We start from the raw sequence: 23,020 nt of genomic DNA, 5'->3' as shown, positions 1-23,020 counted from the left end.
CGGAAACGACGCGGGGCTGTCGTGACAGCCCCGCTAACAGGTATTGCCGGAAGCCTCAGCCTACGCGGTAGTTAGGGGCTTCTTTGGTGATCTGCACGTCATGCACGTGGGACTCGGCCATGCCGGCACCGGTGATGCGCACGAACTCCGGCTTGGTACGCATCTCTTCGATGGTCGCGCTGCCGGTGTAGCCCATGGACGAACGCAGGCCGCCCATCAGCTGGTGGATGATCGCCGCCAGGGCACCCTTGTAGGGAACGCGGCCTTCGATGCCTTCCGGTACCAGCTTCTCGGCACCGGCCGAGGAGTCCTGGAAGTAGCGGTCGGACGAGCCTTGCGCCTGTGCCATGGCACCCAGCGAGCCCATGCCGCGATAGGCCTTGTAGGAACGGCCCTGGAACAGTTCGACTTCACCCGGGGCCTCTTCGGTACCGGCGAACATCGAACCCATCATCACGCAGGAAGCACCGGCGACGATGGCCTTGGACAGGTCACCGGAGAAACGGATGCCGCCATCGGCGATCAGCGGCACGCCAGTGCCTTCCAGTGCTGCGGCAACGTTGGCGATGGCGCTGATTTGCGGCACGCCGACACCGGCAACGATACGGGTGGTGCAGATCGAGCCTGGGCCGATACCGACCTTGACGGCATCGGCACCGGCTTCGGCCAGGGCCTTGGCCGCAGCGCCGGTGGCGATGTTGCCGCCGATCACCTGCACTTGCGGGTAGTTCTCCTTCACCCAGCGAACGCGGTCGATAACGCCTTTGGAGTGGCCGTGGGCAGTGTCGACAACCACCACGTCAACGCCAGCGGCAACCAGGGCGGCAACGCGCTCGCCGGTGTCCTTGCCGGTACCGACGGCGGCGCCGACGCGCAGGCGACCCTGGTCATCCTTGCTTGCCAGCGGGTAGGCCTTGGCCTTTTCGATGTCCTTGACGGTCATCATGCCCTTGAGGTTGAACTTGTCGTCGACGATCAGGACTTTTTCCAGGCGGTGCTTGTGCAGCAGCTCGCGGACTTCGTTCTTGTCGGCGCCTTCGCGGACAGTGACCAGACGCTCTTTCGGGGTCATCACGTCGCGCACCTTGGCGTCCAGGCGGCTTTCGAAGCGCACGTCACGGGAGGTGACGATACCGACCAGGTCGCCATTGGCCAGCACCGGAACACCGGAGATGTTGTTCAGGCGGGTCAGGTCGAACAGGTCGCGCACGGTGGCGTCGGCGTCGATGGTGATCGGGTCCTTGACCACGCCAGCCTCGAACTTCTTGACCTTGCGGACTTCGCTGGCCTGCTGTTCGATGGTCATGTTCTTGTGGATGATGCCGATACCGCCTTCCTGGGCCATGGCAATGGCCAGGCGCGCTTCGGTCACGGTATCCATGGCGGCGGAAACCAGCGGAATGTTCAGCTCGATGCCACGGGTCAAACGGGTCTTGAGACTGACTTCATTGGGCAGTACCTCGGAATAGCCAGGTACAAGGAGGATATCGTCGAAGGTCAGGGCTTCTTGGCTGATACGCAGCATCGCGGGGGCTCCCGGGCGGGAAAAATGGAAGCGCGCCATTATACTCATGCACGGCGCGCCGCTCAATGCAAAATAAGGGCCTTCGGTCAGCCTTGTGGCAGTTTTACCTGTACCACCGCCACCGGCTGGTCGAGCCAGTCGGCGAAGCTGTCGAGAAAGGCCGGGGTGAACCCGGCCTCGCCCCAGTTGTTGAAGATGAACCCCAGGTTGGAAAAGGCACATGGCTGCAGAAAAATGAAGCCGTTGATGTCGTCTTCGAAGCCGCACAGCGGGCAGGTGAAGTTGTCGCTCACCGCCGGCATCCATTCCTCCAGGCTTTCGAACAGCGGCTCGCCCACCTCGCGCCGGCATTCCGGGCAACCGGCTTCTTCGAGGAAACCTTCGGTGGGCGTATAGATGCAGCGCTTGAGCATCACTTCCAGGCCGTTGACCGGCTCGCCGAAGGGCAGTCTTTCCGGGTGCAGGGCCACTTTGCGGGCACCTTCGGCCAAGGCATGGCCCATGCGGTTGCCGGTGCGACCACAGGTGGTCAGTTGCTCCTCGACGATCTTTTCGCGCACCAGCCAGCGCAGGATGGCGCGAGCCCGGGCTTCGTGCACCGGGACCGTGGACAGTTTGGGAACGATGATGCTTTGGGTGTTCATGAACGGGGCAAGCCTGAGAACTGCGGTTGTGCTGCAATTCTACCGCCTGCTCAGGTACTCAGGTAGCGACCGATCAGCGCCAGGCCGCTGGCCAGCACCAGCCAGGTGACCAGGCGCACGAAGGCTTCACGGGACAGGCGGTGGGTCAGCCTGCGCCCGGCCCAGAGCCCGGCGCCCATCACCGGCAGCAGGCAGGCGGCGAGTAGCAGCAGGCTCTGGTCGGCATACACGCCGGCGACCAGGAACAGCGTCAGGCGCACCAGCGTACTGCAGCTGATCAACGCGCTCTGGGTGGCGCGGACCTGTTCCTTTGCCTCCAGCCGCGCACTCAGGTACAGCGCGTAAAGGAAGCCGCCGCTGCCGAACAAGGCGCCGAACATTCCGCCCGCCGTGCCCATCGGTGCCGCCCACACGCCGGACAGGCTCGCCGGCCGCACCTTCACCGCCAGCCCGTACAGGGCATAGGCGGTCACGAACAGCCCCATCAGCAGCAGTAGCAGGTCGGACTTCAACTGCAACAGGAACACCACGCCCAGCGTGCAACCGATGGCCATGAACGGCAGCAACCGCAGCAGCTCGCCGCGCACCACGTCGCGGCGCGAGGGCAGCAGGTTGCCGAAGGCGGCGACGAAGTCGAGCAGCACCAGCAACGGGATGATCCGCGACAACGGCATGAAGTGGATGAGGATCGGCCCAGCCACCAGCGCGGTGCCGAACCCGGCAATGCCGAACACGATGTAGGCGGCGCCTACACCCAGCAGGACGGGTAGCCAGTCGAGGCCGGAAAACGACAATTGAGCGAGCATGGCAGCGGTTCCGAGGAATACAGGCAAAGGTTAGCCAGCGACGAGTCATGCCGACTAATATGCCTTTGTTGCCACACCCATCTCGAAAAGGCATGACATGACGTCGATCCGCCAGTTGCGTTACTTCGTGGAAATCGCCGAATGCGGCAGCTTCAGTGCCGCGGCCGAACGGTTGTACATCGCCCAGTCGGCACTGAGCCGGCAAATCAAGGAGCTGGAACAGCAATTGGCCACTCCGCTGTTCGAGCGCACGGCACGTCTGCCGCGCCTGACATTGGCTGGCCAGGTTTTCCTGCAACGGGCGCGCCGGCTGCTGGCGGAACTGGCGCAGGCCGAGCGGGTAACCCGCGACATTGGCGAGGGGCGGCAAGGCAGCCTGCGCCTGAACCACTCCAGTACGGTGCCGCTGAGCGGCCTGCTGCTGGCTCGCCTGGGCAGCTACCTGAGCGGCAACCCGGGCATTTCGCTGGAGATCGCCCAGCAATCGTCGGAGGCACAGCTGGAGGATATCGCCGCGGGGCGGCTGGATGTTGGCCTGCTGCGCTTGCCAGTACTGCGCCAGCATGAAGGGGTGATGCTGCAGGCACTGTTCAGTGAGCCCCTGCTGCTGGCGGTCGCCGCCGGGCATCCCCTGGCCAGCGCGGTACAGGTGCAGCTGGAGCAGTTGCGCGAGGAGCGTTTCATTTCCATCCCGCATCGGGACCGTGGCGGGCTGAGCTACCTGGCGGCCTCGTTGTGCATGGCGGCAGGTTTCTTTCCGCAGGCGGCGCAGGTGCTGTCGCGCAAGACCACGCAGTTGCAGTTGATACAGGCGGGCTTCGGCGTGGCGTTGTTGCCGGAATGCATGCGTGAGATTGCACCGGCTTCGGTCAGCTTCGTGGCGCTGGCGGGGGAATGTGAGAGTACCGTGGCGCTGGCCTGCCGGCGTGATGCAGGGCCGCTGGTGCGCCAGTTCGTGACGGCGATGCAGGCCTGAACGGCCCCATCGCCGGCAAGCCGGCCGCCACAGCGACAGCATGGCGCCCAAGCCAGCGCGATAGCGGTAGGAGCCGGCTTGCCGGCGATAGGGCCGGGACAGACAACCGGGGCCGATGTCCTTTATGATGCCCGGCATGATCAGAGACCCTTTCGAACGACTCGGCCTGGACCGCGAGGTCCTCACCGTCAGCCAACTCAACGGCCGCGCTCGCGTGCTGCTGGAAGACGTGTTCCGCAGCGTGTGGGTGGAAGGCGAGATTTCCAACCTCGCCCGCCCGGCGTCCGGCCACATGTACTTCACCCTCAAGGACAGCGGCGCGCAAGTGCGCTGCGCGCTGTTCCGGCAAAACGCCACGCGGGTGCGCCAGGCCCTGCGCGATGGCCTGGCGGTGCGGGTACGTGGCAAGGTGTCGTTGTTCGAGGGGCGTGGCGATTACCAACTGATCCTCGATACCGTCGAGCCGGCCGGTGACGGCGCCTTGCGCCTGGCCTTCGAGGCGCTGAAGGAAAAGCTCGGCGCCGAAGGGCTGTTCAGCGCCGAACGCAAGCGACCGCTGCCCGCCCACCCGCAGCGCATCGGCATCATCACCTCGCCCACCGGCGCAGTGATCCGCGACATCATCAGCGTGTTCGGCCGCCGCGCCCCGCAAGTGGAACTGAACCTGATCCCCACCGCCGTGCAGGGTCGCGAAGCGATTGCCCAGATCGTGCGCGCCATCCGCCTGGCCGACAGCCTCGGTTTCGATGCACTGATCCTGGCCCGGGGCGGCGGCTCGCTGGAAGACTTGTGGTGCTTCAACGAAGAAGCCGTGGCGCGCGCCGTGGCGGCCTGCGTCACGCCGATCGTCAGCGCCGTGGGCCATGAAACCGATGTCTCGATCAGCGATTTCGTCGCTGACGTGCGCGCCCCCACGCCGTCGGCCGCCGCCGAGCTGCTGGCACCCGACAACAGCGGCCTGCAGCAACGCCTGGATGGCCTGCAACGGCGCCTGTTGCTACGCATGCAGAACCGCCTGAGCCACGACCGCCTGCGCCTCGAATCGCTGACCCGGCGCTTGCGTCACCCGGGCGAGCGCCTGCGCCAGCAGGCGCAGCGCCTGGATGACCTGGACATGCGTCTGCGCCGGGCATTCATGCTCAGCCTCAACCAGCGCCACGAACGCCTGGCACGGCTGGATACCCGCCTGGCTGCGCAGCACCCCGGTCGCACCCTGAAACTGCTGGGCCAGCGCCTGGACAGCCTGGCCGAACGCCTGCCACGGGCCATGCGCGAGGTGCTCAAGGACCGTCGTCAGCGCTTCCAGGCCCAACTGCAGACGCTGCAGGTGGTCAGCCCCCTGGCCACGCTTGCCCGCGGCTACAGCATTCTGCTGGACGAGCAGGGCCAGGCTATCCGCAGCGCCGGACAAACCCGCAATGGCCAGCGCCTGACCGCGCGCCTGAACGAAGGCGAGCTGTTGGTGCGGGTCGAAGACAACCACCTGACCCCGGTCACCCTCTCACTTCTGGACTGACACATGCCTCGCCTGCTCGCGCCCCTGCTTGCCCTTTCCCTCCTGCTGCTGGCCGGCGGCGCCCAGGCCAGCTATATCACCCGCACGCTGAACAAGCCGGTACCCGGCGGCGTTGCAGTGGTCGACCTCGGCCCCGCCGCCAGCGCGCCCAGCGCCCGCTTCGACGGCAAGCCGGTGCTGGTGGTGAAGGAGCAGGACAACTGGCTGGCCATCGTCGGTATCCCGCTGACCCAGAAGCCGGGTACTGCGCTGCTGAGCCAGGGCGACCGCACCCTGCCCTTCACCGTCACCAGCAAGAAATACCCCGAACAGCGCATTACCCTGAAGAACACCCGCCAGGTCAACCCGAACCCGGCCGACCTCAAACGCATCGACCGCGAACTGGCCGAGCAGATCGCGGCCTACCGCAGCTTCAGTCCAGCGCTGCCGAGCAACCTGATCCTCGACAAACCGGTCAATGGCCCGCTGTCGAGCAAGTTCGGCGTGCGGCGCTTCTTCAATGGCGAAGAACGCAACCCGCATGCCGGGCTGGACTTCGCGGTGCCGGCCGGCACGCCGATCAAGACCCCGGCCAATGGCAAGGTGATCCTGGTGGGCGATTACTTCTTCAATGGCCGCACGGTGTTCGTCGACCATGGGCAGGGCTTCATCAGCATGTTCTGCCACATGTCCAAGATCGACGTGCAGGTGGGCCAACCACTGCGCCGGGGTGACGTGGTCGGCCGGGTGGGCTCGACCGGGCGGGCTACCGGGCCACATATGCACTGGAATGTCAGCCTGAATGATGCGCGGGTGGATCCGGCGATTTTCATTGGGGCATTCCAGCCCTGAGACCGCGTGTCTGCTTCGCGGGCATGCCCGCTCCCACAGGTATTGCGCTGCGTCTTGAGGCTGCATCGTACCTGTGGGAGCGGGCGCGCCCGCGAAGAGGCCAACACAGTCGACATCAGTTCAACCGTGTTGCGCCATCGAAAAATACCACGCAAAAATAAATAAGTACTCAGCTCAATCAAGCTATAAAATCTCGCCGAAGCGCTTTTTTTAAGCATTCCTCTCAATTTTTTGTGAACGCTTGCCATCCCCCACCCCACTGGTTAGGGTTGAAGGCATGAAAACCTTCAGCACCCTCATCCTGCTCCGACAACATCGCAGCCTCTGCCTGGTCAGCGCCCGACTACCAGGCTGAATCGCATCGCCTCGCCTATTCATCTCGTTATCGCTCGGCAGGCCCGATCTCGGCCGCACACAAAAGGATTGCTTCCATGACCATGCTCAAAGACCCTTCGAAGAAATACCGTGCTTTCCCGACCATCGACCTGCCTGACCGTACCTGGCCGTCGAAGACCATCACCGCCGCGCCGATCTGGTGCAGCTCCGACCTGCGTGATGGCAACCAGTCGCTGATCGAGCCGATGGATTCGGAGAAGAAACTGCGCTTCTGGAAGACCCTGGTGCAGGTAGGCGTGAAGGAAATCGAAGCCTCGTTCCCGTCTGCCTCGCAAACCGATTTCGACTTCGTGCGCACGCTGATCGAAGACGGCCACATCCCGGACGACACCACCATCCAGGTGCTCACCCAGGCCCGTGAAGACCTGATCGCCCGCACCTTCGAGTCGCTGCGCGGCGCGAAGAAGGCCATCGTCCACCTGTACAACGCCACCAGCCCGTCGTTCCGCCGCATCGTCTTCAACCAGGACAAGCAAGGCGTCAAGGACATCGCGGTGAACGCGGCCAAGCTGTTCGTCAAATACGCCGCGCAGCAGCCAGAAACCCAGTGGACCTTCCAGTACTCGCCAGAAACCTTCAGCGCCACCGAAATGGAGTTCGCCAAGGAAGTCTGCGACGCGGTCATCGAGGTATGGAACCCCACGCCTGAGCACAAGATCATCCTCAACCTGCCGGCCACCGTGGAGGTCTCCACGCCGAACGTGTACGCCGACCAGATCGAGTGGTTCTGCCGCAACATCAACCGCCGCGACAGCGTGATCATCAGCCTGCACTGCCACAACGACCGTGGCACCGGCATCGCCGCCACCGAGCTGGGCCTGATGGCCGGTGCCGACCGCGCCGAAGGCTGCCTGTTCGGCAACGGCGAACGTACCGGCAACGTGGACCTGGTGACCCTGGCGTTGAACCTCTACACCCAGGGCATCGACCCGCTGCTGGACTTCTCCGACATCGATGGCGTGCGCAAGGTGGTCGAAGAGTGCAACCAGTTGCCGGTGCACCCGCGTCACCCGTACGTGGGCGACCTGGTCCACACCGCATTCTCCGGCTCGCACCAGGACGCCATCCGCAAGGGCTTCGCCAAGCAACAGGAAGGCGAGCTGTGGGAAGTGCCGTACCTGCCGATCGACCCGGCCGACATCGGCCGCAGCTATGAAGCGGTGATCCGCGTCAACAGCCAGTCGGGCAAAGGCGGCATCACCTACCTGCTCGAGCAGGAATACGGCATCAGCCTGCCGCGCCGCATGCAGATCGAGTTCAGCCAGGTGGTGCAAGGTGAAACCGACCGCCTGGGCCTGGAAATGACTGCCCAGCAGATCTACAACCTGCTGCACAAGGAATACCTCCAGGCCAACGCGCCGTACGCGCTGGTCAGCCACCGCCTGCAGGAAGAAAACGGCCACAGCGCCGTGGAAGTGGAAGTCGCCGGCGAAGGCGAGACCACCCTGCACTGGCGCGGCAAGGGTAACGGCGCGCTGGAAGCCCTGGTGGCCGGCCTGCCGATTGCCGTCGAGATCATGGACTACAACGAACACGCGATTGGCGCAGGCACCAATGCCAAGGCTGCCGCCTACATCGAGCTGCGCGTAGCCGGCGGTCGTCCGGTGCATGGCGTGGGTATCGATGAAAACATCACCACCGCCAGCTTCAAGGCGCTGTTCAGCGCACTGAACCGCTCGCTGAGCCAGCAGGAAGCCAAGGCCGCCTGAACCGTACCCCGATGAACAAGAAAGCCCGCATCGTTTGATGCGGGCTTTTTTGTTGGCCTGTGCCGGCCCTTTCGCGGGCTCGCCCGCTCCCACAGGTACTGCACGGCACCTGGAGCAGCGCGATACTTGTGGGAGCGGGCAAGCCCGCGAAAGGGCCGGTACAGACAGCAGACGAATTCCAGGCAAAAAAAAGGGGCGCTGACCAAGCGCCCCATAAGCCGTAAAGCACACAACAAATTCAGTTGGCGTCCAGCAGCGCAATCGCCTCCGCACTGCATGCCTCGATCCGCGCCCAATCGCCATTCTTGATCCAGCTGCTGTCGAGCATCCAGGTCCCGCCCACGCACATCACATTCGGCAGCGCCATGTAGTTGCGCACGTTAGCCGGGTTGACCCCGCCGGTCGGGCAGAAGCGAATGTCGCCGAACGGGCCGCCAAAGGCCTTGATCGCCGCAACGCCGCCGCAAATTTCCGCCGGAAACAGCTTGAAACGGCGATAACCCAGGGCGTAGCCCATCATGATTTCGGAGGGCGTGCTGATACCCGGCAACAGCGGAATCTCGCTGTCTACACCCGCTTCGAGAATGTCCTGGGTGATGCCCGGGGTAACGACGAACTGCGCCCCTGCAGCTTCAACCGCCGCGAACATGCTGCGATCGAGCACGGTGCCGGCGCCGACACAAAGCTCCGGGCGCTGCTCGCGCAGTACCTGGATGGCCTTCAGGCCATGCTGGGAGCGCAAGGTCACTTCCAGGGTACGGATACCGCCAGCGGCCAGGGCATCAGCCAAGGGCAGGATGTCGTCCTCGCGGGCGATGGTGATCACCGGCAGGATGCGCGCCTGTTCGCAAATGGCATCGATCCGTGCGGCTTTGTCGGCCATCGAGAGCTTGGGCTGTGGGCGTTCGAGGGTGGTCATGACTGTGGATCCTTGGCTCATGGGCACCAGTAGATGTCCAGGGGGGCGTGAAGAAAAGCGCGAATCGGCATTTCCGTAAGGTCGGTGCCAGCCAGCGCGGCGCGCAGGGTAGCGAGTTTGCCCTGCCCTTGCACGGACAGCGCGGTGAAAGCGGCACTGGCCAGCAGCGAGCGGGTCATCGACAGGCGCTGGCGCGGTACGCTCGGTGCCAGCAAGGGCAGGCAGCGGCGTGGGTTGGCCAGGTCGAGGGCGGCGTCCAGGTTGGGGCTGGCGGGGAACAGCGAGGCGGTATGGCCATCGTCACCCATGCCCAGCACCAGCACATCGATCGGCGGCAGCTCGGCCAGCGCCTGGTCGGCCTTGTTGGCAGCGGCGTCGAGGTTCTGCGCCTGCTGGTACAAGCCAACGAAACGGGCCTTGGCCGCGGCGCCCTTGAACAGGTGGCGAGCCAGCAGACCGGCGTTGCTGTCGGCGTGTTCCACTGGCACCCAACGCTCATCGGCGAGGCTGACGGTGACCCTGGCCCAGTCGAGGTCTTCGCTGGCCAGCTGTTCGAGGAACGGTACCGGGCTGCGACCGCCCGACAGCACCAGGCAGGCCTGGCCCTTGCTGGCGATCGCCTCGCGCAGGCGAACAGCCACGTCATGTGCCTGGCGCACGGCCAGGGCCTTGGCGTTGGCCAGCTCGTGCACGTTCACCGAGCCGGGCAGTTTCAGTTCAGATATCCCCATACCACGCCCTCCCGTCGCGTGTGATCAGAGCAATCGAGCTCATCGGCCCCCAGGAACCGGCCGCATAAGGTTTCGGTGCATCGCCCGCGTTACGCCAGCCGGCGATCAACTGGTCGCACCACTTCCAGGCATATTCGATTTCGTCCTTGCGCACGAACAGGTTCTGGTTGCCGCGCATCACCTCGAGCAACAGCCGCTCGTAGGCATCCGGAATCCTCGCGCTGCGCCAGGTGTCGGAAAAATTCAGCTGCAACGGGCCGCTGCGCAGTTGCATGCCCTTGTCCAGGCCCTGCTCCTTGGTCATCACCCGCAGGGAAATGCCTTCGTCCGGTTGCAGGCGGATGATCAGCTTGTTACCGATTTGCAAACGCTGTTCCGGGGCAAAGATGTAGTGCGGCGTTTCCTTGAAATGAATGACGATCTGCGACAGTTTCTGCGGCATGCGCTTGCCGGTACGCAGGTAGAACGGCACGCCCGACCAGCGCCAGTTGCGGATGTCGGCACGCAGGGCGACGAAGGTTTCGGTATCGCTCTGGGCGTTGGCGTTGTCTTCTTCGAGGTAACCGGGCACCGGCTTGCCATCGCTGTAGCCGGCAATGTACTGGCCACGCACCACACGGGTGCTCAGCCCTTCGCCAGTGATCGGTGCCAGGGCCTTGAGCACCTTGACCTTCTCGTCACGGATGGCATCGGCGGACAGTTCGCTGGGCGGGTCCATGGCGATCAGGCACAGCAGCTGCAGCAGGTGGTTCTGGATCATGTCGCGCAGCTGGCCGGCCTTGTCGAAATAGCCCCAGCGGCCTTCGATACCGACCTTCTCGGCAACGGTAATCTCCACGTGGGAGATGGAGTTCTGGTTCCACTGGGTTTCGAACAGGCTGTTGGCAAAGCGCAGGGCGATCAGGTTCTGCACCGTCTCCTTGCCCAGATAGTGGTCGATGCGGTAGACCCGGTTCTCGGGGAAGAACCGTGCCACGGCGTCGTTGACCCGGCGCGACGACTCCAGGTCGTGGCCAATGGGCTTCTCCAGCACCACCCGGGTGCGCGCAGCCAAACCGGCCTTGTCGAGGTTTTCGCAGATGGCGCCGTACACCGCCGCCGCCGTGGCGAAATAGGCGATCAGCGGCTGCTCGCCCTGCAGCTGTTCGGCCAAGGCCTGATAGCCCTCGGGCTGGAGGAAGTCGAGGTGCTGGTAGCTCAGCCGGGCAAGGAAGCGGCCCAGCGCTGCAGGCTCTATGTCAGCCTCGGGTACATGCCGGCGCAGGTGCGCTTCGATACTGTTCAGGTGTTCCTGCGCAGTACCGGCCTCGCGGGCCAGGGCCAGCAGGTGGGTATCCGGGTGCAACAGGTTGGCCCGGTCGAGCTGATAAAGCGCAGGAAACAGCTTGCGCAATGCCAGGTCGCCGAGGGCGCCAAACAGGGCAAAGGTGCAAGGTTCGACACTGATCGCAGCCATGATGTTGGTTCTTTCCTAAAGTTGGTCTAGGAATACCGCTTTCACATACGGTTTTCAAGGGATAATGTAGTAAAAACCACAACATTCGACACAAGTGTTACAGACAAGTGGTACGCCAACCGCGCCGACAGTACGATAGACGACCGTGCAAAAAGCCTGCTGCTCCCACAGCCGGCTGTCTTCCCGACCCAAGGACACACCCATGGACCGCGTGCGAAACCTCCTGGAACAGATCCAGGGACGCCTCGACGAGCTGAACAAGGCCGAACGCAAAGTCGCCGAAGTCATCCTGCTCAACCCGCAACAAGCCACCCGTTTCAGCATCGCTGCGCTGGCCCAGGCGGCCAAGGTCAGCGAGCCGACCGTCAACCGCTTCTGCCGCTCGTTCGGCGTCAGCGGCTACCCCGAACTCAAGCTGCAGCTGGCGCAGAGCCTGGCCAGTGGCGCCGCCTATGTCAGCCGCGCGGTGGAGGCCGACGATGATCCGGCAGCCTATACCCAGAAGATCTTCGCCAGCGCCATCGCCTCGCTCGACAGCGCCTGCCAGCAACTCGACCCGCAGCAGGTCAGCCGTGCCGTGGACATGATGATCCAGGCGCGGCAGATCCACTTCTTCGGCCTCGGCGCCTCTGCCCCGGTGGCGCTGGATGCCCAGCACAAGTTCTTCCGCTTCAACCTGGCGGTGTCGGCCCACGCCGACGTACTGATGCAACGCATGCTGGCCTCGGTCGCCCACACCGGCGACCTGTTCGTGATCATTTCCTACACCGGACGCACCCGCGAACTGGTCGAAGTGGCGCGTCTTGCCCGGGAAAATGGCGCCTCGGTGCTGGGCCTGACGGCCGCCGGTTCGCCATTGGCCAATGCCTGCAGCCTGAGCCTGCATATTCCGTTGCCGGAAGACACCGACATCTACATGCCAATGACCTCGCGGATCATCCAGCTGACCGTGCTCGATGTGCTGGCCACCGGCATGACCCTGCGCCGTGGCGTGGACTTCCAGCCGCACCTGCGCAAGATCAAGGAAAGCCTCAACGCCAGCCGCTACCCGATCGAGGACGACGAACTCAACTGAGCCGGTGCGCCTGCAAACGCAGGTGTACCCGCTGCCCCGGCGCCAGGCTCAGGCCTTCACCACTGCCACTGGCGGCCTCGACGCAGACGAAGCGCTGGCATTCGCGGCCAGTCACGCCCATCAGCGGGCGGTTGCCCGGGTGCCAGACCACGGTGTCGTCACTGTCGCCGGTGTCGATGCACAGCTCACGCTGCCAGGCCGGGTCCTGCAGTTGCACCCGTGGCGTGCCGGGGTAGACCTTCTGGCAGCCGCCCTTGAGCTTCAGCGCGCCATCCTCACGGCAGGCCTGGCGGTTGAGGCGGTCATAGCCTTCGATGTCCTCGAGCCCGGACAGCGCTATCTCGGACACGTCACTGATACACCAGTAGGCCAGCAGGGCATGGCTCAGCTGGCAGGGTTCGCTGTCCTGGTGCTCGGTGCTCAGGCTCAGCTCCATGCGGCTGCCCAGCCGGGCATGCAGGTCGACCTGCCAGTCGCACAGGTCCAGCCGCCATTTCAGGGTAACGCCCTCCTCGTCCTCGCGGCTGTCGACCAGCTTCCAGTCCAGCAGGCGCGCCCAGCCATGGGCTGGCCACAGGTCTTCGCTGGGGTGACGGCCATACCAGGGCCAGCACACCGGCACGCCACCGCGGATCGCCCCAACCTGCGGCCACTGCTCGGCACACCACAGCCAGGGCCGTTCGCCGGCCGGCTGAAAATGCAGCAGTTGCGCGCCCTGGCGGCTGAACACCGCCTGGCAACGTGGGTGGTCGATGATCAGCACATCGCGCTGCTGGTAACGCTCCCACTCGAATGTCGGCCGGGGCCGCTGCGAGGTGAAGAAGCGATGAAGCGGATGTTCGGGCATGTTCAGGGCTCTTGTTGTTTGAGATAGCGCTGTCTCGGCCTATCCCTGGCACCCACTGCAGGCCAGTGGGTGCCGGGAGCCGAAATTGGATTGGCGTAAATTTACAACAATTGCCCTTAGAATGACGACTGAATCTTCAAGCCTGCGACCAACGCATTGTCCACCTCATCGACCCCGCCGGGGCTTTTGATGTACTGCAGGTTGGGCCGCACGGTCAGCCAGTTGGTGACGTGGAAGCCGTAATAGAGCTCGGCGTTGTATTCGGTGCGTTGCAGCGGCACGAAGCCGGGGTTGTCGTAATCGTCGATACCGCTCTGGGCATTGAGCAACTCGGCGCGTTTCTTGACGTCGTCATTCACATGAATACGTGCCACACCGAAGCCGATATCGTCCTTGGGCCGGGCGTCGAAGGCGCCCTTGTAGACCAGGCCTACCTGCTGGTAGTTGTCGACCACGTTGGTGGCCTTGTCGTGGACGGTGAAGTTGGCGAACAGGCTCAGGCCACGGTTGACATCGCCAGCATGGGCAGTGACTTGCTGTTGCGCCACGACCCACCAGCCGTGCTTGCTGGAGTGTGACTTGAAGGCTTCGCCAGTCAACGCCTGCGGGTTGCCGTTGACATCGTCGAATACATCATCGGCCTTGGCCGTGCTGTAGTAGTAACCCAGGCGGTACTCGCCCGGCAGGCCATTGACCTTGGGTGACCACACCGCTTCCACCGGCAGTATCGCGCCCTTGGTGCCGCTGCCGCTGAGCTTGAAGCCGTTGCCGGTTTCCAGGTTGGAAGGGTTCTGCTCGAAGGCACCGACCTGGACGAAGAATTCCGGGGTGATGTTGTACTTGACCCGCAGTGCCCACTGGCTCACCGGCCAGTTGTACCAGATGCCACCGACCCAGTTGCCCACTTGCGAGCCGCAGAAGGCCAGGTTCTGGAAGTCGCAAGGGAAGCTGTTGAAGTCCTCGCCTTCGCCGAAGCGGCCGAATTTGACGTCCAGCGCACCGTCAAAGTACTTCTGCTTGACCCACATCTGGGTCAGGCGCCAGGTCTGGCCGCGGCCCCACACTTCCTGCACCGAGCTGAACTGCCCGGCGCGCGGGTCGCTGATGCGGTCGTTGGACAGGTTGCGGCCACTGCGCTCGGTGATCGCCAGCTTGAACTCGGCATCGTGCCAGCCGAGGATTTTCTGCAGGTCCAGGTGTGCGCCCAGCGCGAACTGGTCGCTGTAGCGCGCGGTCTTGTCGTCGTTGTAGCCGCCGTGCAGGTTGCCGGCTACCTCACCGACATAATCCAGGGTGAAGTCGTAACCTTTTTCCAGCAGTTCGGTGCGGGTGCCGCCCCAGTCGCCGGTCATCCACTTCGATTCGCTGGAAAAGGCCTCGGCAGCCTGCGCCCCGCTGCTGCCAACGATGGCAAGCAAGGCCAGCGAGCCCAATGTCCTGATGCGTTTGCGCTGTTCCATCCCTTTGCGTCCTCTTTTTTCTTATTGGTGGTGTAGACGAGTCAACGGCCCTTGAAGTGAGCCACGTTGTCCTTTACTGCTGCGGCGGAGCTGGCCAGGTGCAGGCGCTCGCCGCTGTCGGCGTCGAACAGCAGCACCCGGGCCGGGTCGAACTGCAGGTTCAGGTTGTCACCTACCTGGCACGTCACATCCGGCGCCAGGCGGCAGCAAACCTTGGTCTGGTTGAGGGTGACGAACACCAGCAGGTCCGGCCCGGTAGGTTCGGTCACCTGCACCTCGGCGCGGATGCCCGGCAAGCTGTTGCCCTCCCCGGTGCCCAGCGCGATCTGCTCGGGACGGATGCCCAGAATGATCTCGCGCCCCTCGAGTTCGTCGGCAGCCAGGCCCAAAGGCAGTTCGCAGCGCGCCTGGCCACTGTCCAGCAGCGCCAGCAGGCGGCCATCCTGTTTGGTCAGGCGTACCGGGATGAAGTTCATCGGCGGAGAACCGATGAAGCTGGCGACAAACTGGTTGGCCGGGTCGTTGTAGATCTGTTGTGGGGTGCCGAACTGCTGGATGATGCCGTCCTTCATCACCGCTACCTTGTCGCCCAGGGTCATGGCCTCGATCTGGTCATGGGTGACGTACACGGTGGTGGTCTTCAGGCGCTGGTGCATCAGTTTCATTTCGGTGCGCATCTCGACACGCAGCTTGGCATCGAGGTTGGACAGCGGTTCATCGAACAGGTAGATCTTCGGCCGCCGCGCCAGCGCCCGGCCCATGGCCACGCGCTGCTGCTGGCCACCGGACAGCTGCGCCGGCTTGCGCGCCAGCAGGTGCTCGATCTGCAGCAGCTTGGCCACCCGCGCCACCTCTTCGTCGATGGCAGCCTGGGGCAGCTTGCGGATCTTCAGGCCGAACTCGATGTTCTCGCGCACGCTCATGGTCGGGTACAGCGCGTAGGACTGGAACACCATGGCGATGTCACGATCCTTGGGGCTCATGCCACTGACATCCTGCTGGTCGATGAGGATCGCCCCGCCGGTGATCTGCTCCAGGCCGGCAATGCAGTTCATCAAGGTCGACTTGCCGCAGCCCGACGGGCCGACCAGGATCAGGAACTCGCCATCCTTGATCGACAGCTGGATGTCCTTGAGGGTGTCCGGCAAGCCGCTGCCGTAGGTCTTGTTCACATTGCGAAGTTCGAGCGTTGCCATGACTTACCCCTTTACCGCGCCAGCCGTCAGGCCGCGGACGAAATATTTGCCTGCCACCACGTAGACCAGCAGGGTTGGCAGGCCGGCAATCATCGCCGCCGCCATGTCGACGTTGTATTCCTTGGCCCCGGTACTGGTGTTGACCAGGTTGTTCAAGGCCACGGTGATCGGTTGCGAGTCGCCGCTGGAGAACACCACGCCAAACAGGAAGTCGTTCCAGATCTGGGTGAACTGCCAGATCAGGCAGACCATGATGATCGGCGTGGACATCGGCAGGATGATGCGGCGGAAGATGGTGAAGAACCCGGCGCCATCCAGCCGCGCAGCCTTGACCAGCGCATCGGGGACGCTCACGTAGAAGTTGCGGAAGAACAGCGTGGTAAAGGCCAGGCCATAGACCACGTGCACCAGCACCAGGCCGCTGGTGGTGCTGGCCAGGCCGAGCTTGCCGAGGGTGAACGAGGCCGGCAGCAGCACGGTCTGGAACGGCAGGAAGCAGCCGAACAGCAGCAGGCCGAAGAACAGCTGCGAACCACGGAAGCGCCACATCGACAGCACGTAGCCGTTCAGCGCGCCGATGGCAGTGGAGATCAGTACCGCCGGCACGGTGATCATGATCGAGTTCCAGAAGTACCCGCTGACCGTGGCCCAGGCCTTGACCCAACCAATACCGCTGAACACCGCCGGCCAGCTCAGCAGGTTGCCGGTGCTGATATCGTCCGGGGTCTTGAAGCTGGTCAGCAGCATCACCACCAGCGGCACCAGGTACAGCAACACGGCCAGCAACAGCACCGCGTGGATGGCGATGCGGCTGAGGCTCAGCACCGGTTTGTCGACAGGGCTATGCATGGCGTTTGCTCCGCAGCTCCGAGTACAGGTAAGGCACGAGGATCGCCAGGATCGCCCCGAGCATGAGGATGGCGCTGGCCGAGCCCATGCCCATCTGCCCGCGGCTGAAGGTGAACGAATACATGAACATCGCTGGCAGGTCGGACGAATAGCCCGGGCCGCCGGCGGTCAATGCCGCCACCAGGTCGAAGCTCTTGATGGCAATGTGCGCGAGAATCATCAGCGAGCTGAAGAACACCGGGCGCAAGCTGGGCAGCACCACACGCCAGTAGATGCGCGGCAGGCTGGCGCCGTCGATCTGCGCGGCGCGGATGATCGACGGGTCGACCCCGCGCAGGCCGGCGAGGAACATCGCCATGATGAAGCCCGATGCCTGCCATACCGCGGCAATCACCAGGCAGTACACCACCCGGTCCGGGTCGATCAGCCAGTCCAGGCGGAAACCTTCCCAGCCCCAGTCTCGCAGCAGCTTGTCCAGGCCCATGCCCGGGTTGAGCAGCCACTTCCAGGCAGTGCCGGTGACGATCATCGACAGCGCCATGGGGTACAGGTAGATGGTGCGGATGAAGCCTTCGCGGCGGATCCGCTGGTCCAGCAGGACCGCCAGCAGCACGCCGATGACCAGGCTGATGGCGATGAACAGGCCGCCGAACAGCAGCAGGTTCTTGCTCGCCACCCACCAGCGGTCGTTGTCGAACAGCCGGGCGTACTGGGCCAGGCCGGCCCACTTGTAGGTCGGCAGGAAGGTCGACGTGGTGAAGGACAGGACAAAGGTCCAGAGGATGTAGCCGTAGAAGCCCACCAGGACGATGAACATGCTCGGCGCCAACACCAGCTTGGGCAGCCAGCGCTGAAGCGCGTCCAGGGGTGAGGCCCGCAGTTGGGCGGTTGCTGTAGTCATGGTTCACCTCGAAGGCGCCGCACTCCCCTGTAGGAGCGGCCTTGTGTCGCGATGGGCTGCACAGCAGCCCCAAAGGACTCAAGGACGATTACCTACCTTGAAGATCGAGTGCGCAGGTTATGGGGCTGCTGCGCAGCCCATCGCGACACAAGGCCGCTCCTACAACGGAATCGCGTCTGCTTTACTGGGCAGCCTTGATCGCCGCCGCCAGCTTCTTCGCCGCATCGGCCGGGTCGGCCTTCGGGTCGTTGATGTAGTTGGTCACCACATCGAAGAACGCGCCCTGCACGGCCAGCGTGGTGGCCATGTTGTGCGCCATGCTCGGCTGCAGCCCGCCGCTCTTGGCATCGGCGAGGAAGTCCTTGGCGGAGGTTTGCGCGCAGGCATCGAAGCCGTACTTGCCCATGACGGCGAGCATGTCGTTGCGTACCGGGATGGAGCCCTTGTTGATGCTGAACACCTTCTGGAAGTCCTGGCCCAGCACCTTGCGTGCGATGTCCTGCTGCCCGGCGGCGGTGCCTTCGTCGTTCTGCTTGAACACTACCAGCGAGTCGATGTTGTAGAGGAAAGCCTTGTCCGTGCCAGGGAATGGCACGCACTGGTAGTCCTTGCCGGCAGTTTTCTTCGCCAGGGTCCATTCGCTCTTGGCCCAGTCGCCCATGATCTGCATACCGGCCTTGCCGTTGATGACCTTGGCCGCTTCGAGGTTCCAGTCCTGGCCCTTGCCATCCGGGTCCATGTAGGTGGCGACCTTCTTCAGCTCGGTCAGCGCCTTGATCATCTGCGGGCCGGTCAGCGCCTCGCTGTCGAGGTCGACCAGGGCCTTCTTGTAGCCATCGACCCCCATCACGGCCAGCACCACGCTTTCGAATACGGTGCTGTCCTGCCACGGCTGGCCGCCATGGGCGAGCGGGATGAAACCGGCGGCCTTGAGCTTGTCGGCGGCGGCGTAGAATTCGTCGAGGGTGGTCGGCGCCTTGTCGATGCCGGCTTTCTTGAACACTTCGGGGTTGATCCACAGCCAGTTGATGCGATGGATGTTCACCGGTACGGCGACGTAGTCACCGTCATACTTCACGGTGTCGGCGACCTTCTTGTCGAGCAGCGTGTCCCACTTCTCTTCCTTGGCCACATCCTTGAGCACATCGGCGTCGAGCAGGCCGGTGGCTGCCCAGTCCTGGATGTCCGGGCCCTTGATCTGTGCGACACCCGGCGGGTTGCCCGCCACGGCGCGGCTCTTGAGCACGGTCATGGCCGTGGCACCACCGCCGCCAGCGACTGCGCCGTCCTTCCAGGTGAAGCCATCTTTTTCGACCTGGGCCTTGAGCACATCGACTGCCGCTTTTTCACCACCGGATGTCCACCAGTGCACCACCTCGATACTGCCTTTGGAATCGGCAGCCAGGGCAGTGAGCGGGAACAGGGAGGCCCCTAGCGAGGCAATGGAGATTGCGGCAGCGAGACGAAGCGTAGAGTTCATCGAAGCACCTTTCTTGTTGTTATGCCGTGCAAGTCGGTCGCTTGCGTTGCATTGAGTCTAAACAGCGTGCGCGCCTCGTCAGGTAACGAAGCGACGCGTGAATGTCATCATCTGGTTACATTGGCGGCCAGGCTGCTGGCCAGGCTCGGCGCCAGCGGCAAGCCCGGCAGCAGCAATGCCTGGTAGGCGTGGTAGAGGTCGGGCTTGCCCGGCCACAGCATCCCGGCTGGCTGGTTATGTGCATCGAGCTCGTGGTGCCAGCTGCCCGCAACCAGGTCGATGAAATGCTTGGCAATGAAATCCCAGCAGCGCTGGTACCACTGCTCGTAGCGTGCCTCGCCAGTACGCTGCAACAGCGCCGCTGCGGCGGCGCAGGCCTCGGCGTGCACCCAATGCAGGCGCGCGTGCACCACCGGCCGATCGGCCCAGTCCAGGGTATAGACAAAGCCCGGCGCGCCATCGACGTGCCACGCGTGCTGGCAGGCCGCGTCGAACAACGCGCGCGCGTCGTCCACCAGCCAGCCCGGCGCAGGCAGGCCGGCCCGTTCGAGGCTGGCCTCCAGGTGCAGCAGCAACCGCGCCCACTCCAGCGCATGCCCGGGGGTGGTGCCATACGGCCGGAAAGGATCAGCCGGACGCTCCAGGTTGTAATGCGGCAGTGGCTGCCAGAAGGCATCGAAGTGCTCGATGACGCGATGGCCGTTGGCGGCGGCATGGCCATGAATGACGCGTTCGGCGATGCGCAGGGCGCGTTGCAGCCACAGGCGCTGGCCAGTGACATCGGCCAGGGCGAGGAAGGCTTCGACCGCGTGCATGTTGCTGTTGGCGCCACGGTACGGCTCGGGCGACTGCCAGGTACGGGAGAAGGATTCGCAGAGGGCGCCCTCCGCTTCGCTCCAGAAATGCGCGACAAGCATCTGCACCGCGTCTTCCAGCAGGGCGGGCGCGTCGGCAGCGCCGGCCAGCACCGCCGAGCTGGCGGCCAGGGCGACGAAGGCATGCAGGTAGGCGGCCTTGCCGCTGTCGGTAGCGCCATCGGGGTGGGCGAACCAGCCGCCATGGGTGGCGTCCTGCATGGCACCACGCAGGGCAGCCACACCGTGTTCGACATAGGCCAGGCAACCGGGCAAGCCCTGCAGCTGGGCCAGGGCGAAGCAGTGGGTCATGCGGGCGGTGTTCAGGGTGTCGGCACGGGCACCGGGGGCAAGCTGCCCCTTGGCATCCAGGCTGCCGAAGCCATCGGGCAGTTTCGCAGCCTTGGCGAACGCCAGCAGGCGCTGTGCTTCGGCCAGGCGCCAGGCGGTGTGAGCCGGGGCATCGAGCCAACGGGTGGCAGGCAGGTTATGCGTATTCATGGGCCAGCTTGATCCTTGCCAGTCGTGGGCGAATTCTAGTCAGCGCGGTCGGGTGGGATGTCACGAAGGGCCGGTGGATTGTCACCGCGCAGTGACATTTCGCTTGCCGGCACCGGCTCTCAGTCCATGCCCCGCGGCAGGTACAAGGTCACCCGCAACCCGCCCTCGCGCAGGTTGAGCAGACTCACCTCGCCGCCATGGCTATGAGCGATGTTGCGCGCGATGCCCAACCCCAGCCCATAGCCCTGCTGCTGCCCCGCCAGGCGGAAGTGCGGCTCGAACACCTGTTCCAGCTGCTGCTCGGGCACCCCCGGCCCCTGGTCATCGACCTGCAGCACGAAGCCCTCGGCACTGTCGATGATGCGTAACCGTGCCCGCTCGCCGTACTTGATGGCATTGTCGATCAGGTTGCCGATGCACCGTCGCAACGCCAGCGGCTTGCCCGGATACGGTGCCAGTGCCCGGCCTTCGAGGGTGATGCGACCATCGCCCAGGTAGGGCTCGGCGAGGATTTCCAGCACCTGGTTGAGGTCGACCGGCTCGATGTTTTCATGAATGTCGGTGTCCTTCACGCACTGCAAGGCCCCTTTGACCAGCAACTCCAGCTCATCCAGGTCCTGGCTGAACTTGGCCTGCAGGCGTTCGTCCTCCAGCAGCTCGACCCGCAGCCGCAGGCGAGTGATCGGCGTGCGCAGGTCGTGCGAGATAGCGCTGAACAGCTGGCTACGTTCGGTCAGGTAGCGGCTGATACGTTCGCGCATGCTGTTGAACGCCCGGCCCACTTCCACCACCTCACTGCCACCGCCTTCGGCCACCGGCGCCACATCGGCACCCAGCGACATTTCGCGCGCCGCCCGTGCCAGGCGCTTGAGCGGCCAGCTCTGCCAGTGCACCAGCAGGCCGATGAACAGCAGCAGCAACACGGTGGTCAGCACGATGAAGCCGATCTGCTGGCGCGGCAGGCGTTCGGCCTCCAGGCTGGTATAGGGCTCGGGCAGCAGCGAGGCGATGTACAGCCACTCGCCCTCACCCAGGCGGATCTGTGTCACCAGCACCGGCGGGTTGAGCGGTTCCAGGGTCAACGAGTAGTGCGCCCACGAGCGCGGCAGCTCGTCGAGCTTGAGGCCGCTGTTGAAGATGCGCAGGTCGTCGGGGCTGACGAACGCCACGGAAATTTCCATCTGCGAACCCAGGCGCTCATGCAGCACTTGCTGGAACACGTCGATCACCACCTGCTTGCGCGGGGTGACCGGCAGTACCGGCATGTCCAGTGGCTTGGCGTTGAGCGATACGAAGAAGCGCGTGCCGCCCATGCTGCGCAGCTGATCGAGCACCATGGGCCGGTAGCCCACCGGCAACGAACGAAAGTAGCTGACGCTGGCGCTCATCGAGTGGGCCAGGCTGCTGGCACTGGCGCGCAGGCCTTGCAGTTGGCTGGCGCGCAACTGGGCGACCCAGATGATGCTGGACAAGCCCTGGGCCAGCAGCACCACCAGCAAGGTCAGCAGCAGCATGCGCCCCAGCAACGAGCGCGGCAGCAGCCGCCAGCGCCGCTCAGGAGCCACTGCAGACATGGGCAGCCAGCAGGTAGCCACTGCCGCGCACGGTGCGGATCAGCCGGGGCGGTTTGTCGGTATCGCGCAGGCGTTGGCGCAGGCGGCTCACCGCCATGTCGACGATGCGGTCCAGCGGCATCGGCTCGCGACCTCGGGTGGCGTTGCCGATGGTGTCGCGGTCGAGGATCTGCTGGGGGTGGTCGAGAAACAGCTTGAGCAGGGCAAAGTCGGCGCCGGAGAGCATCACCTCCTCGCCGTCGCGATGAAACAGGCGATGGCTGACCGTGTCCAGGCGCCAGTCGTCGAAAGCCAGCACGGCACTGCCCGGCGCCGCCTGGCCGAACTCGGCACGGCGCAGCAGGGCCTTGATCCGTGCTTGCAATTCGCGCGGGCTGAACGGTTTGCCCAGATAGTCGTCGGCGCCCAGTTCCAGGCCGATGACCCGGTCGGCTTCGTCCGAGCTGGCGGTGAGCATGATGATCGGTACCCGTGCCTGGCGCGGGTGCTGGCGTACCCAACGGCACAGGCTGAAGCCGTCTTCGTCGGGCAACATGACGTCGAGGATGACCAGATCGCAAGGGGTGGTTTCCAGGGCGCGGCGAAAGCCCTTGCCGTCGGCTTCGGCATGCACCTGGAAGCCGGAACGGCTCAGGTAGGTTTGCAGCAGTTCGCGAATTTCCTGGTCGTCGTCGACCATCAGGATCGATTTACCGGCAGTGCTCAAGGTGGTCTTTCCTTTTGTCTGGTTACAGGTCTTCGTTGCCTGCTATCGGGGCCGCTGCGCAGCCCATC

The 23,020-nt window shown here is 64.3% G+C and carries 20 protein-coding genes; 5 read left to right on the top strand and 15 right to left on the bottom strand.

The window, feature by feature from the left end:
* Positions 1–55 precede the first annotated feature (55 nt).
* The 3 genes from guaB to HU763_RS05175 form a co-directional block, all read right to left on the bottom strand.
* Positions 56–1,525: an IMP dehydrogenase gene (gene guaB / locus HU763_RS05185; protein WP_085624113.1), complete on the bottom strand. Its 1,470-nt coding sequence runs from the start codon at positions 1,523–1,525 to the stop codon at positions 56–58.
* 86 nt (positions 1,526–1,611) lie between these two features.
* Entirely contained in the window at positions 1,612–2,169 is a 558-nt protein-coding gene (locus HU763_RS05180) for a sugar ABC transporter ATPase (RefSeq protein ID WP_186686113.1), read from the bottom strand.
* A gap of 50 nt (positions 2,170–2,219) precedes the next feature.
* On the bottom strand, positions 2,220–2,975 hold the full coding sequence (locus HU763_RS05175) for a sulfite exporter TauE/SafE family protein (protein ID WP_186686115.1): 756 nt from the start codon (positions 2,973–2,975) through the stop codon (positions 2,220–2,222).
* A gap of 97 nt (positions 2,976–3,072) precedes the next feature.
* Between HU763_RS05175 and HU763_RS05170 the strand changes: the two genes are divergently transcribed.
* The 4 genes from HU763_RS05170 to leuA all read left to right on the top strand — a co-directional run bounded on the left by HU763_RS05170 (position 3,073) and on the right by leuA (position 8,403).
* Positions 3,073–3,951, top strand: a complete 879-nt coding sequence (locus tag HU763_RS05170; RefSeq protein WP_186686118.1) for a LysR family transcriptional regulator — start codon at positions 3,073–3,075, stop codon at positions 3,949–3,951.
* Positions 3,952–4,087: 136 nt separating this feature from the next.
* Positions 4,088–5,467, top strand: coding sequence for an exodeoxyribonuclease VII large subunit (gene xseA / locus HU763_RS05165; protein ID WP_186686120.1), 1,380 nt, complete (start codon positions 4,088–4,090; stop codon positions 5,465–5,467).
* 3 nt (positions 5,468–5,470) lie between these two features.
* A complete protein-coding gene (locus HU763_RS05160; protein ID WP_186686122.1) occupies positions 5,471–6,298 on the top strand; it encodes a M23 family metallopeptidase in 828 nt (275 codons plus the stop codon).
* Positions 6,299–6,729: 431 nt separating this feature from the next.
* Positions 6,730–8,403 (top strand): 2-isopropylmalate synthase, encoded by a 1,674-nt coding sequence (leuA, locus tag HU763_RS05155; protein WP_170028465.1) that lies wholly within the window; start codon positions 6,730–6,732, stop codon positions 8,401–8,403.
* A gap of 238 nt (positions 8,404–8,641) precedes the next feature.
* On the opposite strand, the gene HU763_RS05150 is transcribed toward leuA, so the two are convergent.
* The 3 genes from HU763_RS05150 to zwf are packed head-to-tail and all read right to left on the bottom strand — an operon-like array spanning position 8,642 to position 11,509.
* The gene (locus HU763_RS05150) at positions 8,642–9,322 is read right to left on the bottom strand and encodes a bifunctional 4-hydroxy-2-oxoglutarate aldolase/2-dehydro-3-deoxy-phosphogluconate aldolase (RefSeq protein WP_170028464.1); all 681 of its coding nucleotides are present in this window, start codon (positions 9,320–9,322) and stop codon (positions 8,642–8,644) included.
* 17 nt (positions 9,323–9,339) lie between these two features.
* Positions 9,340–10,053, bottom strand: a complete 714-nt coding sequence (gene pgl / locus HU763_RS05145) for a 6-phosphogluconolactonase (RefSeq protein WP_186686124.1) — start codon at positions 10,051–10,053, stop codon at positions 9,340–9,342.
* Positions 10,040–11,509, bottom strand: coding sequence for a glucose-6-phosphate dehydrogenase (gene zwf / locus HU763_RS05140; protein ID WP_186686126.1), 1,470 nt, complete (start codon positions 11,507–11,509; stop codon positions 10,040–10,042). The genes pgl and zwf overlap by 14 nt, the downstream gene beginning before the upstream one ends.
* Positions 11,510–11,720: 211 nt before the next feature.
* Between zwf and hexR the strand changes: the two genes are divergently transcribed.
* Positions 11,721–12,584 (top strand): DNA-binding transcriptional regulator HexR, encoded by an 864-nt coding sequence (hexR, locus tag HU763_RS05135; protein WP_169774905.1) that lies wholly within the window; start codon positions 11,721–11,723, stop codon positions 12,582–12,584.
* Here hexR and HU763_RS05130 read toward each other — a convergent pair.
* The 9 genes from HU763_RS05130 to gltR form a co-directional block, all read right to left on the bottom strand.
* Entirely contained in the window at positions 12,577–13,431 is an 855-nt protein-coding gene (locus HU763_RS05130; protein WP_186686128.1) for a D-hexose-6-phosphate mutarotase, read from the bottom strand. The genes hexR and HU763_RS05130 overlap by 8 nt on opposite strands.
* 116 nt (positions 13,432–13,547) lie before the next feature.
* Positions 13,548–14,891: a carbohydrate porin gene (locus HU763_RS05125; protein ID WP_170028460.1), complete on the bottom strand. Its 1,344-nt coding sequence runs from the start codon at positions 14,889–14,891 to the stop codon at positions 13,548–13,550.
* 41 nt (positions 14,892–14,932) lie between these two features.
* Complete coding sequence (locus HU763_RS05120) at positions 14,933–16,087, bottom strand: ABC transporter ATP-binding protein (protein WP_186686129.1); 1,155 nt, start codon at positions 16,085–16,087, stop codon at positions 14,933–14,935.
* Between the two features lie 3 nt (positions 16,088–16,090).
* Complete coding sequence (locus HU763_RS05115; protein WP_170028458.1) at positions 16,091–16,936, bottom strand: carbohydrate ABC transporter permease; 846 nt, start codon at positions 16,934–16,936, stop codon at positions 16,091–16,093.
* Entirely contained in the window at positions 16,929–17,837 is a 909-nt protein-coding gene (locus HU763_RS05110; protein ID WP_186686130.1) for a carbohydrate ABC transporter permease, read from the bottom strand. The genes HU763_RS05115 and HU763_RS05110 overlap by 8 nt, the downstream gene beginning before the upstream one ends.
* A gap of 181 nt (positions 17,838–18,018) precedes the next feature.
* A complete protein-coding gene (locus tag HU763_RS05105) occupies positions 18,019–19,317 on the bottom strand; it encodes an ABC transporter substrate-binding protein (RefSeq protein WP_186686132.1) in 1,299 nt (432 codons plus the stop codon).
* A 107-nt stretch (positions 19,318–19,424) separates the two neighbouring features.
* Positions 19,425–20,672, bottom strand: a complete 1,248-nt coding sequence (locus HU763_RS05100) for a D-mannose isomerase (protein ID WP_186686134.1) — start codon at positions 20,670–20,672, stop codon at positions 19,425–19,427.
* Positions 20,673–20,791: 119 nt separating this feature from the next.
* The gene (locus HU763_RS05095) at positions 20,792–22,246 is read right to left on the bottom strand and encodes an ATP-binding protein (protein ID WP_186686136.1); all 1,455 of its coding nucleotides are present in this window, start codon (positions 22,244–22,246) and stop codon (positions 20,792–20,794) included.
* The gene (gene gltR / locus HU763_RS05090) at positions 22,227–22,952 is read right to left on the bottom strand and encodes a two-component system response regulator GltR (protein ID WP_170028453.1); all 726 of its coding nucleotides are present in this window, start codon (positions 22,950–22,952) and stop codon (positions 22,227–22,229) included. The genes HU763_RS05095 and gltR overlap by 20 nt, the downstream gene beginning before the upstream one ends.
* Between the last annotated feature and the right edge of the window lie 68 nt (positions 22,953–23,020).

This window comes from Pseudomonas anuradhapurensis (genome assembly GCF_014269225.2).
GTDB lineage: Bacteria > Pseudomonadota > Gammaproteobacteria > Pseudomonadales > Pseudomonadaceae > Aquipseudomonas > Aquipseudomonas anuradhapurensis.
This window is presented reverse-complemented; position numbering and strand designations above follow the sequence as displayed.

What these genes read in the sequence shown, in the direction of transcription:
- guaB (WP_085624113.1), bottom strand. Translation starts at nt 1,525, where the DNA reads ATGCTGCGTATCAGCCAAGAAGCCCTGACCTTCGACGATATCCTCCTT.
- HU763_RS05180 (WP_186686113.1), bottom strand. Translation starts at nt 2,169, where the DNA reads ATGAACACCCAAAGCATCATCGTTCCCAAACTGTCCACGGTCCCGGTG.
- HU763_RS05175 (WP_186686115.1), bottom strand. Translation starts at nt 2,975, where the DNA reads ATGCTCGCTCAATTGTCGTTTTCCGGCCTCGACTGGCTACCCGTCCTG.
- HU763_RS05170 (WP_186686118.1), top strand. Translation starts at nt 3,073, where the DNA reads ATGACGTCGATCCGCCAGTTGCGTTACTTCGTGGAAATCGCCGAATGC.
- xseA (WP_186686120.1), top strand. Translation starts at nt 4,088, where the DNA reads ATGATCAGAGACCCTTTCGAACGACTCGGCCTGGACCGCGAGGTCCTC.
- HU763_RS05160 (WP_186686122.1), top strand. Translation starts at nt 5,471, where the DNA reads ATGCCTCGCCTGCTCGCGCCCCTGCTTGCCCTTTCCCTCCTGCTGCTG.
- leuA (WP_170028465.1), top strand. Translation starts at nt 6,730, where the DNA reads ATGACCATGCTCAAAGACCCTTCGAAGAAATACCGTGCTTTCCCGACC.
- HU763_RS05150 (WP_170028464.1), bottom strand. Translation starts at nt 9,322, where the DNA reads ATGACCACCCTCGAACGCCCACAGCCCAAGCTCTCGATGGCCGACAAA.
- pgl (WP_186686124.1), bottom strand. Translation starts at nt 10,053, where the DNA reads ATGGGGATATCTGAACTGAAACTGCCCGGCTCGGTGAACGTGCACGAG.
- zwf (WP_186686126.1), bottom strand. Translation starts at nt 11,509, where the DNA reads ATGGCTGCGATCAGTGTCGAACCTTGCACCTTTGCCCTGTTTGGCGCC.
- HU763_RS05130 (WP_186686128.1), bottom strand. Translation starts at nt 13,431, where the DNA reads ATGCCCGAACATCCGCTTCATCGCTTCTTCACCTCGCAGCGGCCCCGG.
- HU763_RS05125 (WP_170028460.1), bottom strand. Translation starts at nt 14,891, where the DNA reads ATGGAACAGCGCAAACGCATCAGGACATTGGGCTCGCTGGCCTTGCTT.
- HU763_RS05120 (WP_186686129.1), bottom strand. Translation starts at nt 16,087, where the DNA reads ATGGCAACGCTCGAACTTCGCAATGTGAACAAGACCTACGGCAGCGGC.
- HU763_RS05115 (WP_170028458.1), bottom strand. Translation starts at nt 16,936, where the DNA reads ATGCATAGCCCTGTCGACAAACCGGTGCTGAGCCTCAGCCGCATCGCC.
- HU763_RS05110 (WP_186686130.1), bottom strand. Translation starts at nt 17,837, where the DNA reads ATGACTACAGCAACCGCCCAACTGCGGGCCTCACCCCTGGACGCGCTT.
- HU763_RS05105 (WP_186686132.1), bottom strand. Translation starts at nt 19,317, where the DNA reads ATGAACTCTACGCTTCGTCTCGCTGCCGCAATCTCCATTGCCTCGCTA.
- HU763_RS05100 (WP_186686134.1), bottom strand. Translation starts at nt 20,672, where the DNA reads ATGAATACGCATAACCTGCCTGCCACCCGTTGGCTCGATGCCCCGGCT.
- HU763_RS05095 (WP_186686136.1), bottom strand. Translation starts at nt 22,246, where the DNA reads ATGTCTGCAGTGGCTCCTGAGCGGCGCTGGCGGCTGCTGCCGCGCTCG.